This is a genomic window from Streptomyces sp. NPDC048420, from assembly GCF_040651535.1.
In the GTDB taxonomy this organism is placed as follows: domain Bacteria; phylum Actinomycetota; class Actinomycetes; order Streptomycetales; family Streptomycetaceae; genus Streptomyces.
Genome location: NZ_JBEZKG010000037.1, coordinates 24,485 through 38,225, shown reverse-complemented (window position 1 = coordinate 38,225; position 13,741 = coordinate 24,485). Strand labels below are relative to the sequence as shown.

The following is a 13,741-nucleotide window of genomic DNA, read 5'->3' as shown; positions in this document are numbered from 1 at the left end:
GTCATACGTCGACCAGCTCGGCGGCGACCTCGAGACGGGCCGCTGGGACGGGAGCCGCCGGCGGTGCGTGCCGCCGGGAGCGCACCACGCGGAACCGACCCGTGACGAAGTGGGCACCGGAGCCCGGCAGTTCGGCGAGCGCCGAGGACGGGTCGGCGGGCAGGTCGTCGAGGTTCTCCACCAGATGCACCCCCGTGTCCAGTGCCGCCGTCTCGGCCGCCGCGAGCACCAGCGGGTCGGTGGAGTGCACCGAGGCGTACAGGGCACCGTGCCGCCCCACGGTACGGCGTAGAAGAGCGAGGCTGTGCGACGTCGAGTCGGTGCCCACCAGGAAGGAGACGAGCCCGGGCCACTCGCGCGTGTACACGCGTTCGTCGCAGGCACGCAGCCGCACCAGAAGCGGGGTGCGCAGGTCGGCGTACGGGTGGTCGGGGTGGGCCACCGGCCCGGAGGCGTGCAGGACCGGGCCGTACCGCGCGGCCTCCGTGAGGGCGCCGCGCACCTCGTGGGCGGTGATCGCGCCCAGCAGCCTTGCCGCGCGGCCGGGATGCCCGAGCAGCCGGTCCACCGCGTCGCCGAGGTCGGCGCCGAGGTCCCGCAGCGTCTTGTGCCCCTCGTCGGTGCTGAAGCCCCGCTCCGGAACCAGGATGTTCTGCGGCGTGGTGCGTACCGTCCCGTGGCACCGGCAGGAGGCGAGGGCGAGTCCTCGCACCAGGCCCCGGTAGTCGTCGGTCGAGTCCACGACCACGGTGTTCAGTCCGGTCCGGTTGGCGAACACGGCGGCCTGGCGGGCGTGTTGCTCCAGCCAGTCGGCGAAACGCCCGGGGCCCGTGTAGTCGACGATGCGCACCGCGGGGTCCGTGGCCAGACGCCGGTGCACCTGTCTTTCCGGTTCGGCCACGGCCAGGGTCACGAGGTCGGGGGAGTGACCGGCCTCCACCAGCACCTGCCGGGCGACCCGCACGGTGATCGCCAGTGGCAGCACGGTGCGCGGGTGCGGGGCCACGACGACCGGGTTGCCGGTCACCAGACTGGCGAACAGGCCCGGATACCCGCTCCAGAGCGGGAAGTCGGGACAGCCGACGAGCAGCGACACCCCGCGGGGCACCAGGGCGCAACTGCCCTCCAGCGGTCGCCCACCCCGTTCGGCGCTCTTCCAGTGCAGGTCCGCCGGGACGCGTTCCGACTCGGCGAAGGCCTGGGCCACCGCCTCCAGGGCACGGTCCTGGGCACGTGGCCCGGCGGCACGCAAGGCTGTCTGGACGGGCTGGCCGGTGGTGTGATGCACCGCGAGGGCCAGTTCGTGGCTGCGGGTGTTGAGCCGGCGCAGGATCTCCACGGCGAGTCCGGCGCGCTGGTGCGGTCCGGCGGCCCGCCAGCCGGCCGCCGCGCGCCCGGCCGCCGCGACCAGCTCCGTGGGATCGCAGCGCGGGTAGTCGATGGCCAGGGCGAGACCGTACGGCGACGACTCCGTGCGCACCCGGCCGAGTTCGCCGGGTTGCCCCAGCTCGAAGGGCCGCCCCAGCAGTGAGCGGAACACCTTCCCCGCGGTGCGGGTCGACCTCATCCCGGCGTCGGCCGCGTCCTGGCCGGTCGCCTCGGTGAAGGGGCGACGGGACTCACCGGCGGCGATCGCGCGAACCACGCTCTGCAGCAGTTCGCGGTGGCGCTCGTAGGGACCGGCACGCATGGCCGTCAGCCTCGCCGACTCGCCGCGAGCGCGAGCAGGGCGTCGTTCTCCTCCGGCAGCCCGATCGTCACCCGGACGCCCTCGCCGGGGAACGGCCGGACCACGACCTTCCCGTCGGCGCAGTGCCCGGCGAAGCCGGCGCTGTCGTCGCCGAGCGGCAGCCAGACGAAGTTGGACTGGGAGTCGGGCACGTCGTGGCCCATGGCCCGCAACCGCCCGGTGACCCGCTCGCGTTCGGCGACCGTGAGGGCGGCCCGCCGGGCGACCTCCGCGCCCTCACCGAGGGCGACCACGGCGGCCCGCTGGGCGAGCGCGCTGACACTGAACGGCACCTGCGTCCGGCGTACATGCGCCGCGATCCCGGGCGGCGCGACGCAGTAGCCGACCCGCAGCCCCGCCAGGCCGTACGCCTTCGAGAAGGTCCGCAGCACAGCCACGTTCGGCCGGTCGCCGAGGAGGGCGAGCCCGTCGGGGACCAGGGCGGGATCGGCGTACTCCCGGTAGGCCTCGTCGACGACGATCAGCACGTCCCGCGGCACCCGGTCCGCGAAGTCGAGCAGTTCCCGCTCACCGACCGCCGTGGAGGTCGGGTTGTTGGGGTTGCAGACGAAGACCAGCCGGGTCCGGGCGGTGATCGCCGCGGCCATGGCGTCGAGGTCGAGGCTGTGGTCGCGCAGGGGCACCCGCACCGCCGTACCGCCCGCCACGGCGGTGAGGATCGGATACGCCTCGAACGAACGCCAGCCGAAGACGACCTCGTCACCGGGCCCGACGACGGTGTGCAGCAACTGCCCGCACACCTCGGAGGACCCGGCGCCCACCGCGATCCGGTCCGGCTCAACGCCGTGGTGCGCCGCCAGGGCCTCGACCAGCGAGGCGGCGTGCAGATCGGGATACCGCGAGACGCCGCCCGCGGCTTCCGCGAGGGTCTTGGCCACCCCCGGCAGCAACCCGTACGGCGATTCGTTGCTGGCCAGTACGACGGCGCCGGGCAGTTTGCGGCCCGGGACGTAGGCGGGCAGCGGGGTCAGGGACGCACGGACACGCACCATGCTGGTCTCGCTTCTGCAGCGCGGGGACCCGAGGCCATGCCGTCGGGCACTTGACAGGGCAAATCGTGCGGAGTGGACGACAAGCGCTCAACTGTTTGGGAAATTCGGCTACGAATCGCCGAAATCCAGGGAGCTGATCGGCAAACCGTCTTCCGGGGAGCCCTACCGGGCCTTTCGTACGAGACGGACGGCGCGCCCTGTGCCGGACCCCAGGTCACCCCCTTGATCACGGGACGGACACAGCGGGCCGTGGAGGCCCCCACCGCGCCCGAGGCGCCAGCAGACTGCTCGCGGCCCGAGCCACGCGATGTCCGCGGCCCGCCCCGTTCCGATCGAGGGAGACCATGCACAGCATCCAGACCCGCCTCCGCCACGCGGCCCTGATGGCGGGCGCGACGGGCCTCGCGCTGCTCGCGACCGGCTGCTCGAACGCGTCCGCGGGCGCGGGGACCGGTGGCTGCCGCGACGCCGGCGACTGGTCGGGACGGGAGCAGGCGGCCTGGGTGCGGACCGCGGTCGCCTTCCAGGGGACGACCGACGGAACGGACCCGTCGTACGAGAAGGCAACGGTCGTCGTCCGCGCACCGCGTACGGGCGATGTCCGGGCGCTGTGCCGACCGCTCGCCGTACAGGTCGAGTTCTGGACTTTCACGGCCACGACGACGAGGCCGGAGATGTCGTTCGTCATGCGCTACGGACTGTCCACGGACGGCACCAGAACCCGAACCGTCCCTTTTCCGACGGGCCTTCCCATCGGACACGACGGCACCTGCATCCGGGTCCTTGTCGCGGCGTACGCGGGCACACCCCTGGTCGGGGAGGGACTTCCCCGGATGACAGGGGACTTGGCCACAGCCGGGGACGCGGACGTGCGCTTCAGGGCGGAGCGGATCGGGGTCCACCGGCTGCTGCCGCCACGGGGCCCCGCACCGTGCGAGGCGGACCGCTCGACGCCGAGCTCATCACCCACCGGGTCGACGAGCTGGGACATTTACCATCCATGACCACGAAGTCGGAAGAACTACCGGCCCCGGATACCCGCACGCCATCGATCAACTTCGTGATCACCGCTTGTCACGTCCCACCGACTGATCGTGCCGTCCTTGCTCAGCGCCGGCCAGACAGGCCGATCGCCATCATGCACGGGGGTCAAATCGGTGATCGCAGCACCCGAACTCGGCGGATGCGTCGGCTCGTCGAGCGCTATGCCGAGTTGGGCAGGTGCGGGGAGCGGAGCACGAGAAGGGTGATCTCGCTGGGGGCGAAGACGCGGAACGGCGGGCCCCAGAAACCGGTGCCGCGGCTGGTGTAGAGGAGGGTGCGGGGGCCGTGGCGGGTGAGGCCGGCGAGGGCGGGCTGGTCGATGCGGACGAGGTGGTGGAAGGGCCAGATCTGGCCACCGTGGGTGTGGCCGGAGAGCTGGAGGTCGATGCCGGCTGCCGCTGCCCGGTCGATGAACTTGGGCTGATGTGCCAGGAGCAGGACGGGCAGGTCGGGATCGGCGCCGTTCAGGGCTCCGGCGAGGTGGGCGCGGTGACCTGCCAGGCCGGAGGACTCGGCGGTGACGTCGTCCACGCCGGCGACCACGAGGGTGTCGCCGCCGCTTTCGAGCAGCACATGGCGGTTGCGCAGCGGTTCCCAGCCCAGCTCGTCCATCAGGTCGACCCAGCCCTGGGCCTCGCTGTAGTACTCGTGGTTGCCGGTGACGTAGACACGGGCCCGGGTGGCCCGCACGGTTGCCAGTGGGGCGGCCTGGGCGCGGCGGCGTTCGGCCGTGCCGTCCGCGATGTCGCCGGTGTGGCAGACCAGATCGGCCTCCAGGGTGTTCACCGTCTCGCACACCCGTGCCGACCAGCGGGCTCGATCGAGTGGGCCGTAGTGGGTGTCGGTGATGAGGACGACACGCAGGCCGTCCAACCCGGCGCCCAGCCGCGGGAGTTGCACGTCGAGTCGGCGCACGCGCGGTACGCGGCGGGCCTCGGCGTAGCCCCAGGCGAGCAGCACGGCGGTGACACCGAGGACGGCCCACGCGACGATTCGGGCCCGGTCCTGGCTCTCGCCGACGCCGGCCACCGTCAGGGCGAGCCGCAAGAAGACGCCGAGCAGGACGGACCAGGTGAACAGGACCCAGCTGCTGCCCAGCAGCGTGTCACCGATGATCGCCGCCCGGTCCTGCTGACGCCTGCCGTGGCCGCGCATCATCGCGAGCGGCATACCCCCGAGGCCGAGGACGAACAGGGCGGTGCCGACCAGCGTGACGGGCAGCGACCAGTGCTGGCCGGTGTACAGGAGCACCCAGCAGGGCACCGTCCACAGAAGTACGGGCGCGGCCAGGGGGAGGTAGCGCATCAGGCGGTGCAGTCGGCTCTGCCGCGGAGCTTGCTCTGCGCTGTCAGCGGGTCGGGTGTCGCTGGTGTCGGTCACGCTTGCCCTCTCTGACCAGGCTGCCGTCTCCCGCACTGTATCCGGTCGCCCTCGGCCCGGCCGGGTCGGTGTTCATGGCCGCGGCCCTTTGGGGCGAAGGGTGCTCTGCGGGACGGCTACGCTCTGCCGCCGACACCTTCCGTGGGTGGAGCCGCGACCAGGGCGCGGCACAGCGCCACGCGGACCATGACGGGTACGGATACCAGAATCACGGGCACGGGGTTCACCTGGCGGCATCGTCCGTTCCCCGCCACCGCCGTAGGGCGAGACCAGCTTCGCCGCCCGCCTCCTGTGCTTGCTCCTGCCGGACGTGTTGGTGCTGTGACAAGGGCGTCGACGCCAACAGCTTCCTCGCCGCCGTCGCCGCGACCCGCGCCTCGGGTATACCGCCTGTCCACGAACGTGACCGATCCTCCGCGAAGGGGGTAGCGGCCGGCCGGGCGCAAATGAGATCGACAACGGCCTCCCGCGCGTGGGCGGCCGTCAGGGTGTTGTTGCGGGCAACTGGGTGGGCACCGCGGGCAGCATGATGCCATCGCCGATGGGCGCGGTGTGCGGCAGGAGTCCGCCGGACCGGGCGATTTGCAGCAGGTTCGGGAGCGTGTACGGCTCTGCGCCGTCGAGGTCGACCTGATAGCCCAGATCGCCGAGGCTCGCTGCGGTCATCCGACTCAGCGGGTTGTTGCTGCCCGAAATGAACGGTGACATGAGTTCGTTGACGAATACTGCTTCTCGCCAGTGGCTGTCCCTGGTTCCTGGTCCGCCGAAGTTGGCGACCGGTACCGGTACCGGCTGGGCCTCCGAGACGAGCGTGGCGAACTCCTCTTGGGCTTGAGGGCCAGTGAACTCGGGGTTGCCGCCGCCGGCTCCGGTGAGGAGACCGAAGGGCTTCCACAGGGTTCCGATGCCCAGTACGTGCCCCATTTCGTGGGTGATGACGTCAACGAGCGTGCCCTCTGTCTCCATGCGTGCCAGATCGGCGGAGTCGAACCTCATCACGCCTTTCACGGGAAGCCGAGGACCGAACTGGGCGGCGCCGTCACGGAAGTCGGTCGGGCCGGCCATGCCCAGGACGCCGCCGGGGCCGTCGATCGTGACGCCTTCCGCCTCGATCAGCAGGTCGTCGATGATGTCATCGCCGACGACTGCGGTGTCCAGGTCCCCAACGATGACCTTGGCCCAGCGATCGGCGGCAGCTGCGAAAGCGTCCTGCTGATTCGCTGTCAGCCCGCCGAGGAAGCGGACCTCGATGGTGAACGGTGATGTGGTGTTGGCGATTTCCTTGGCGCGTTGGAAGTCGGCTACCGCTCGATACGTGTTGAAGGTGCCAGTGGCGACTTTGCCCATCACGGAACTCCTTGCCTTGCCTCCGGTGAGAGTCACCCCCTTCACCAGGCTAGGCCGAACGGAGTACCGGCGCGCGTCAACACTTCCGTCCCTCTTTACCAGGCCACCGAGTCGAGACGCGGGCAGCGTCGTCCGTGCACCAGTTGACGTACCCGCCTTCGGTCCGGGTCGGAATCCTCCAGTACCGGTCCGGTGAACACTGATGGCTTGCACTCGAAAGCTTGGCGTGGCTAGGAATGCGTAGCCAGCGACCTCACGGTCCCTTCACTACCGTGCCATGCAGCCGGGTGCACTGCGACAAGGACGAGAAGAGGCCATATGGGGAAATACTGGATACTTTTGGATGGAATGAGTGCTCAGTTCTGGCTCGGGGATCCGCTCCGTATGGAAGGGAGCCATCCCATGGCCCACGGCATATCACTCCACATCGGGCTCAAAACGACGCCCGCGACATGGGGCAGATAGCCAAGGACGTCGGCTTCGACGACCGCACGATCCTGCTCACGACAGAGGCAACAGTCGACAATGTGACCGCCGAGCTCCGCTAGGCAGCCAGGATCCTGACGCCCACTCGGGTCACGGCGGCCAGCTGCCCGACAGGAACGGCCCCGAGGACGAGCCCGACCGCCTCGACGAGACCATCGTCCTCTACGACCGCGAGCTCATCGACGACGAGCTGCACAAGGAATGCGAAGCGTTCGCCGAAGGGGTCCGCATCTCCGCCTACTTCGACTGCCGCCACAGCGAAACAGCCGTCGGAGCGGTGCGGAACCTCCTCACCTCGGAGACGATGGAGCAGCAGTACCAGCGCAACCTGCAGCCGAAGGACACACTTGACCTGCCGGCCAGCGTCCTCCTCATCTCGGCCTGCGCGGACAACCAACTGGCCGCTGACGGCTGGGATCCGCGGAGTTCGGGGTGGGCGTGTGGGGAGGAGGCAGTCATGCTTGGCCTCGACCGGTGCGCACAGAGCGTCGCCGTAGACGCCGCCCTGCGCTCCTCCCGCACAGCGGGCTTGCCCGCCATGCCTACGAATCGGTCTCAATCCCCGTCAAGGTTTGGGCGCTGACGGCCGTCCGGCCATCATGTGGCCATGCACCGGCCGCTCAGTATCCACACCCCCGAATGGTTCACGGCCGACGACTCGACCCTGAACGTCGCGCTCGTGTACCCGATGCAGGGCCCTGCCGGGATCTTCGGTCCTGCCTGTGAGGCGTGTGCGCGGCTGGCCGCCGAGGAGATCAACAGGGCCGGCGGTGTGCTCGGCAAGGAGCTCCGGCTGCTGGAGGTCGACGGCGGTGCCGACCCGCGGAAGGTCGCCGACGAGGTCGAGGCCCTGGTGGCGACCGGTGTGGCGCACGGGGTGACCGGTTGGCACATCTCCTCGGTCCGGCAGGCGGTGGCGCCGCGCATCGCGCACCTGGTGCCGTACGTCTACACCGCCCTGTACGAGGGCGGGGAACGCACCGACGGTGTCTTCATGACCAGTGAGACGCCCGACTGGCAGCTGCTGCCCGCCATGCGGCTGCTGGCCGAGACACGTCGGGTGCGGCGGTGGTTCGTCGTCGGCAACAACTACGTCTGGCCCAGGCGCACGGCCCGGGCGGCTCGTCGCTACGCCCGCGCGTGCAGGGGTGGGCGGGTCTGCGGTGAGGCGTATCTCCCGCTGGGCGCCGAGGACTTCCGTGACGTGCTGCGGCGCATCGAGCACGCGGACGCGGACGGAGTCCTGATGCTGCTGGTCGGCAGTGACGCGGTCCGCTTCAACCGGGCCTTCGCCGCCTCCGGCCTCGATCAGCGGTGTCTCAGGCTGAGCACGCTCATGGACGAGAACATGCTGATGGCCAGCGGTCCGGAGGCGACCGGTGACCTCTTCAGCACGGCCGGGTTCTTCGCCTCGCTGGCGAACCAGGACACCCTGGACTTCCACGGCCAGTACGCCGACCGCTTCGGCATCGAGGCTCCGGCCCCCGGAAGCCTCGGCGAATCCTGTTACGAGGGCGTACTGCTGCTCGCCTCGCTCATCGAGCGGGCCCGCACCCTGGACGTCGCCGCCATCTCGGCCGCCGCCGAGACCGTCTCCTACGAAGGGCCGCGCGGTCTGCTCCACCTCCGCGACCGGCATGTGCGTCAGCGCATCTACCTGGCGGAGGCGGACGGGCTCGACTTCAACGTGCTCGCCCAACTCCGCGCTCCGCACGACCTGGTGTGACGCCGTCAGGGACGGTGACGCCGCGACCCGAGGTTCCCGGACCTTCCAGGGTTTCGGCCAGCCTTGCGAGCAGTTCGTCCAGTTCCTCGCCGGGGAGCGACTGCTCCAAGTCCCCCCACTCGGCCCGTACTTCACGGACCAGCAACTGCCACCGCTGCATGCCTCGCGGAGTGAGGTGGGCCAGCACCCGACGCCGGTCCGCGGGGTCGACGCGGCGGAAGACCCAGTTCTGGTCGACGAGTTGGTCGACCAGCTTGGTGAGACTCGGGGCCGGCAGGAAGGCGTGGTCGGCGAGGGCCGTCATGTTGTGCCCCTGCCCGTCGGACAGCAGGTCGAGCACCCTCCACGCCTCCACCGAGCAGTCGAACTCCTCCAGTACGGACTGCACTCGGCGCACGGCGAGACGTTCGGCCCGGGTCAGCAGGTAGAGCAGTTCCTGGGGCTGCCTAGCCATCGTGCTCCTCCGCTCGTGCTGTCGACCGCTGTCCGAGCCTACCTGTGATCACCGGGCCCTTGACAAGAGGAACCGAGAAACTGATCCTTCCTGCAGGAAGCATTAATTGCCGTCGCTGTGATGCCGTCAAACCTGCATCTTCAGCGGGGGCCTTTTTGTTTTGCTCGTAATGTTGCTTCCACTGGAAACCATTCTTCAATTGCCGTGAAACGCACCGGAAACAGTCTCCTCGCAGGCTGTGGTCGCACTTCAGCGACCAGCCCGGACGCCACCCCGGAACGGCTGGAGAACCCGTGCGCCAACGCCGCCGCTTCTGAAGAGTGTCCCGCCCCTTCCCTCCCACGGCTCTTTCGAGCCACTCCGATCTTTCGCTTCGCCCTTCGGGGCAAGGAGGTTGTGCATGTCCGGGCTCAGCATCAGCAGACGCGGTCTTCTGGCCGGCATATCGGCAGCCGGCGCGTCCGCCGCCCTCAGCGCCTGTGGGGCCAAGACCGGCACCGAGACGGCGTCGGGCTCCGGCGCCACGGCGGACACGTCCGGCAGCACGGTCAAGGTCGGTCTGCTCAACTCGCTGTCGGGCACGATGGCCATCAGCGAGGTGACGGTCCACAACTCGCTGCTGCTCGCCATCAAGGAGATCAACGCCTCCGGGGGCGTTCTGGGCAAGAAGCTCAAGCCCATCAGCCAGGACGGCGCCTCCGACTGGCCGACGTTCGCCGAGAAGGCCGAGGCCCTCATCACGGACGACAAGGTCGCGGCCACCTTCGGCTGCTGGACCTCGGCCAGCCGAAAGGCCGTCAAGCCGGTCTTCGAGCGGTACAAGTCGCTGCTCTTCTACCCCGTGCAGTACGAGGGCCTGGAGCAGTCGCCGTACATCTTCTACATCGGCGCCACCACCAACCAGCAGATCGTGCCGGCACTCGACTACCTGAAGAAGCAGGGCCTGACCAAGCTGTACCTGGTTGGCAGCGACTACGTCTTCCCGCGCACCGCCAACAAGATCATCAAGGCGTACGCGAAGGCCAAGGGACTGACGGTGGTCGGCGAGGACTACGCGCCGCTCGGCTCCACGGAGTTCAGCACCATCGTCAACAAGGTCAAGGGCTCCGGCGCCGACGCGGTGTTCAACACCCTCAACGGTGACAGCAACGTGGCCTTCTTCAAGGAGTACAAGTCCGCGGGACTCACCGCCAAGAGCCTGCCGGTGCTCTCCGTCTCGATCGCCGAGGAGGAGGTCAAGAGCATCGGAACGCAGTACCTGGAAGGCCAGTTGACGGCCTGGAACTACTACGAGACCACACCGGGCGCGGCGAACAAGAAGTTCGTCGCGGCCTACCAGGCGGCGTACGGCAAGGACAAGCCGACGTCCGACCCGATGGAGGCCGCCTACATCTCCGTCTACCTCTGGAAGGCGATGGTCGAGAAGGCCGGCTCCTTCGACGTCGCCAAGGTGAAGGCCGCCTCCGACGGCATCGTCTTCGACGCCCCCGAGGGCAAGGTCACCGTCGACGGCGCCACCCAGCACGTCTACAAGACGGCCCGCATCGGCAAGGTCGGCTCCGACGGCCTGATCGAGGAGGTCTGGAACTCGGGCAAGCCGATCAAGCCGGACCCGTACCTCAAGGGCTACTCCTGGGCCTCCGGCCTGTCCTGAGGCACGCCCCACGGGTTCGACCCGGCTCCGACACGGGGCCGGGTCACGCCCATGGCAAGCCCGCACGTCGCCAGCCCGCACGTGCATGCCCGCACGTCGTACCCGACCCGGAGCCGCTTCATGACGGTCGTCCTCAACCAGTCCTTCACCGGCATCAGCATCGGTGCCGTCTTGCTTCTCATCGCGCTCGGCCTGACTCTGACGTTCGGTCAGATGGGCGTGATCAACATGGCGCACGGCGAGTTCATCATGGCCGGCGCCTACACGACGTACGTCCTGCAGAAGTCCATCAGCAGCGCCAGGGTCTCCCTCCTCGTCGCCCTGCCGCTCGCGTTCCTGGTCGCCGGAGCCATGGGCGCGCTGCTGGAATGGCTGCTCATCCGGCGGCTCTACACGCGCCCGCTGGACACCCTGCTGGTCACCTGGGGCGTGTCGCTGATGCTCCAGCAGCTGGCCCGGGACGTCTTCGGCGCCCCCAACGTGCAGACGGCAGCGCCCGACATCCTCACCGGCAACATCTCGGCCGGCTCGGTCACCTTCGCCAACAACCGCCTGTTCATCCTGGGACTGGCGCTCCTGTGTGTCCTCGGCCTGACCCTGGTCCTGCGGTTCACCCCGCTGGGCCGCCGTATCCGGGCCGTCGTGCAGAACCGCGACCTCGCCGAGGTGTCCGGCATCGCCACCGGGCAGGTGGACCGGATCACCTTCTTCATCGGCTCCGGCCTGGCCGGCGTGGCCGGCGTCGCGCTCACCCTGGTCGGACCGATCGGCCCGACGATGGGGACCAACTACATCGTCGACGCCTTCCTGGTCGTGGTCGTCGGTGGCATCGGACAGCTGAAGGGGGCCGTCATCACGGCGTTCGCGCTGGGCGTGCTGCAGTCCGTGCTGGAGTACTCGACCACCGTCAGCGTCGCCAAGGTCGTGGTGCTGGTGGCGATCGTCGCCTTCCTCCAGTGGCGACCCCAGGGCCTGTACACACTGCGCACCCGGAGCCTGGCATGACGACCACGACAACGACCACGTCTCCCGAGACCGTGACCCCGCCCTCCACGCCCTTGCTGAACCGCTTCCGCGTGCCCGGAGGGTTCGTCCTCGGTGCCGTGCTCCTGCTCGGCGTCGCCCCGCTCGTCCTCTCCGACTTCCGCCTCTCCCTCCTCGCCAAGTACCTGTGCTACGCGATCGTGGCCGTCGGCGTCAGCCTGGCCTGGGGCCGAGGCGGCCTCATGGTCCTCGGACAGGGCGTCTTCTTCGGTCTCGGCGGCTACGCCATGGCCATGCACCTCAAACTCACCGACGCCGCCGCCACCGGCGAGAAGCTGCCGGACTTCATGCAGCTGTACGGCACCGGCGACGCGCTGCCCTGGTGGTGGACGCCCTTCGCCAACCCTGGCTTCGCGCTCGCCATGACCGTGCTGCTGCCCATGGCGGTCGCCGCGCTGCTCGGCTTCTTCGTCTTCCAACGCAGGGTGAAGGGCGCCTACTTCGCGATCCTCAGCCAGGCACTCGCCGCCGCCCTCTCCATCTGGCTGGTCGGCCAGCAGGCGACCACGGGCGGCACCAACGGCCTCACCGACATCCAGGGCTTCTTCGGCTACTCGCTGGACGACCCGGTCAACCAGCGGATGGTGTACTTCATCATCGCCGCCGTGCTGCTCCTGCTGATGGCCCTCGCCCGTCAGCTGTTCGTCAGCCGCTACGGCGAACTCCTCGTCGCCGTACGGGACTCCGAGGAACGGGTGCGCTTCCTCGGCTACAACCCGGCGAACATCAAGCTCGTCGCGTACGTCGTCGCCGCCGGCATGGCGGGCCTTGCGGGAGCCCTCTTCGTCCCGGCCGTCGGGATCATCTCCCCGGCCCTGATCGGCATCGTGCCCTCCATCGGCTTCGTCATCGGCGCGGCGGTCGGCGGACGGGCCTCCCTGGTGGGAGCGGTGCTCGGCGCGATCGCCGTGGCCTGGGCGCAGAGCACGCTGTCCGACGAGTTCCCCGCCGCATGGACCTACCTCCAGGGACTGCTGTTCGTGCTGGCGGTCGGCTTCCTGCCCGGCGGCCTGGCCTCCCTGGGCGTCGTCCTGCGCAAGCGCCGCACCGGCGGCGGCACCCGATCCCGTACCTCTGGGGAGACAGCATGAGCGGCGAGGGACTGACCGTCCGCGACCTGCGGGTGACGTTCGACGGGTTCACCGCCGTCGACGGCGTCGACCTGGACATCCGCCCCGGCGACCTGCGCTTCCTCATCGGCCCGAACGGTGCGGGCAAGACCACGCTGGTCGACGCGATCACCGGCCTGGTGAAGGCCACCGGATCGGTCCGCTTCGGCGACCAGGACCTGCTGGGCAAGCCCGTGCAGAAGATCGCACGGCTGGGCATCGGCCGTACGTTCCAGACGGCCAGCATCTTCGAGGAACTGACCGTGCTGCAGAACCTCGACATCGCGGCGGGCGCCGGGCGGGGCGTGTGGACGATGCTGCGCCGCCGCAAGGACATCCCCGAACCGGTCGCGAAGGCGTTGGAGACGACGGGCCTGACCGAGCTGCGCGACCGCCCCGCTGGCGTTCTCGCCCACGGACAGAAGCAGTGGCTGGAGATCGGCATGCTGCTCGTCCAGGACGTGAAGCTGCTCCTGCTCGACGAACCGGTGGCCGGCATGAGCCACGAGGAACGCGCGGCCACCGGCGAACTGTTGCAGCGGGTGAGCGAGGACCACACGGTCGTCGTCATCGAGCACGACATGGACTTCATGCGCTCCTTCGCCCGCAGCGTCAGCGTCCTGCACGCCGGCAAGGTGCTCAGCGAGGGCACGGTCGCCGAGGTCCAGGCCGACGCCAAGGTCCAGGAGGTCTACCTCGGGCGCGCCTCCGAACCCGAAGCGACATCATCCGCCGCCGTCGCCGAGGAGGCGTGA

General features: G+C 69.5%; 12 protein-coding genes. 6 read left to right on the top strand and 6 right to left on the bottom strand.

Going from position 1 to position 13,741, the window contains the following annotated elements; translation table 11 throughout:
• Window position 1: 1 nt before the first annotated feature.
• Window positions 2-1,690 carry an aldehyde dehydrogenase family protein gene (locus tag AB0D34_RS42255; RefSeq protein WP_362672250.1) on the bottom strand — a complete coding sequence of 563 codons (1,689 nt, stop codon included), beginning with the start codon at window positions 1,688-1,690 and terminating at the stop codon, window positions 2-4.
• Between the two features lie 5 nt (window positions 1,691-1,695).
• Window positions 1,696-2,742 (bottom strand): histidinol-phosphate transaminase, encoded by a 1,047-nt coding sequence (locus AB0D34_RS42250; protein ID WP_362672248.1) that lies wholly within the window; start codon window positions 2,740-2,742, stop codon window positions 1,696-1,698.
• 344 nt (window positions 2,743-3,086) lie between these two features.
• On the opposite strand from AB0D34_RS42250, the gene AB0D34_RS42245 reads away from it, so the two are divergent.
• Window positions 3,087-3,746 (top strand): hypothetical protein, encoded by a 660-nt coding sequence (locus AB0D34_RS42245; protein ID WP_362672246.1) that lies wholly within the window; start codon window positions 3,087-3,089, stop codon window positions 3,744-3,746.
• A 199-nt stretch (window positions 3,747-3,945) separates the two neighbouring features.
• Here AB0D34_RS42245 and AB0D34_RS42240 read toward each other — a convergent pair whose 3' ends face one another.
• The 3 genes from AB0D34_RS42240 to AB0D34_RS42230 form a co-directional block, all read right to left on the bottom strand.
• Window positions 3,946-5,166: a metallophosphoesterase gene (locus tag AB0D34_RS42240; RefSeq protein WP_362672245.1), complete on the bottom strand. Its 1,221-nt coding sequence runs from the start codon at window positions 5,164-5,166 to the stop codon at window positions 3,946-3,948.
• Between the two features lie 483 nt (window positions 5,167-5,649).
• Window positions 5,650-6,513: a peptidase gene (locus AB0D34_RS42235; protein ID WP_362672242.1), complete on the bottom strand. Its 864-nt coding sequence runs from the start codon at window positions 6,511-6,513 to the stop codon at window positions 5,650-5,652.
• A gap of 544 nt (window positions 6,514-7,057) precedes the next feature.
• A complete protein-coding gene (locus AB0D34_RS42230) occupies window positions 7,058-7,255 on the bottom strand; it encodes a hypothetical protein (RefSeq protein ID WP_362672240.1) in 198 nt (65 codons plus the stop codon).
• 351 nt (window positions 7,256-7,606) lie between these two features.
• On the opposite strand from AB0D34_RS42230, the gene AB0D34_RS42225 reads away from it, so the two are divergent.
• Window positions 7,607-8,725 carry a substrate-binding domain-containing protein gene (locus AB0D34_RS42225; RefSeq protein ID WP_362672237.1) on the top strand — a complete coding sequence of 373 codons (1,119 nt, stop codon included), beginning with the start codon at window positions 7,607-7,609 and terminating at the stop codon, window positions 8,723-8,725.
• Here the strand turns inward: AB0D34_RS42225 and AB0D34_RS42220 are convergent.
• Window positions 8,682-9,179, bottom strand: a complete 498-nt coding sequence (locus tag AB0D34_RS42220; RefSeq protein ID WP_362672235.1) for a MarR family transcriptional regulator — start codon at window positions 9,177-9,179, stop codon at window positions 8,682-8,684. The two genes, AB0D34_RS42225 and AB0D34_RS42220, sit on opposite strands and share 44 nt — an antisense overlap.
• Before the next feature lie 400 nt (window positions 9,180-9,579).
• On the opposite strand from AB0D34_RS42220, the gene urtA reads away from it, so the two are divergent.
• The 4 genes from urtA (at window position 9,580) to urtD (ending at window position 13,741) form a co-directional block, all read left to right on the top strand.
• A complete protein-coding gene (gene urtA, locus AB0D34_RS42215) occupies window positions 9,580-10,833 on the top strand; it encodes an urea ABC transporter substrate-binding protein (protein ID WP_362672232.1) in 1,254 nt (417 codons plus the stop codon).
• 120 nt (window positions 10,834-10,953) lie between these two features.
• A complete protein-coding gene (gene urtB / locus AB0D34_RS42210) occupies window positions 10,954-11,838 on the top strand; it encodes an urea ABC transporter permease subunit UrtB (RefSeq protein ID WP_362672312.1) in 885 nt (294 codons plus the stop codon).
• Complete coding sequence (gene urtC, locus AB0D34_RS42205; RefSeq protein ID WP_362672229.1) at window positions 11,835-12,968, top strand: urea ABC transporter permease subunit UrtC; 1,134 nt, start codon at window positions 11,835-11,837, stop codon at window positions 12,966-12,968. The genes urtB and urtC overlap by 4 nt, the downstream gene beginning before the upstream one ends.
• A complete protein-coding gene (gene urtD / locus AB0D34_RS42200; protein ID WP_362672227.1) occupies window positions 12,965-13,741 on the top strand; it encodes an urea ABC transporter ATP-binding protein UrtD in 777 nt (258 codons plus the stop codon). Before urtC ends, urtD begins: the two co-directional genes overlap by 4 nt.

Excerpts from the sequence above, each read along its gene's own strand:
- AB0D34_RS42235 (WP_362672242.1), bottom strand. The coding sequence starts at position 6,513 with ATGGGCAAAGTCGCCACTGGCACCTTCAACACGTATCGAGCGGTAGCC.
- AB0D34_RS42255 (WP_362672250.1), bottom strand. The coding sequence starts at position 1,690 with ATGCGTGCCGGTCCCTACGAGCGCCACCGCGAACTGCTGCAGAGCGTG.
- urtA (WP_362672232.1), top strand. The coding sequence starts at position 9,580 with ATGTCCGGGCTCAGCATCAGCAGACGCGGTCTTCTGGCCGGCATATCG.
- AB0D34_RS42250 (WP_362672248.1), bottom strand. The coding sequence starts at position 2,742 with ATGGTGCGTGTCCGTGCGTCCCTGACCCCGCTGCCCGCCTACGTCCCG.
- AB0D34_RS42225 (WP_362672237.1), top strand. The coding sequence starts at position 7,607 with ATGCACCGGCCGCTCAGTATCCACACCCCCGAATGGTTCACGGCCGAC.
- urtC (WP_362672229.1), top strand. The coding sequence starts at position 11,835 with ATGACGACCACGACAACGACCACGTCTCCCGAGACCGTGACCCCGCCC.
- urtB (WP_362672312.1), top strand. The coding sequence starts at position 10,954 with ATGACGGTCGTCCTCAACCAGTCCTTCACCGGCATCAGCATCGGTGCC.
- AB0D34_RS42245 (WP_362672246.1), top strand. The coding sequence starts at position 3,087 with ATGCACAGCATCCAGACCCGCCTCCGCCACGCGGCCCTGATGGCGGGC.
- urtD (WP_362672227.1), top strand. The coding sequence starts at position 12,965 with ATGAGCGGCGAGGGACTGACCGTCCGCGACCTGCGGGTGACGTTCGAC.
- AB0D34_RS42220 (WP_362672235.1), bottom strand. The coding sequence starts at position 9,179 with ATGGCTAGGCAGCCCCAGGAACTGCTCTACCTGCTGACCCGGGCCGAA.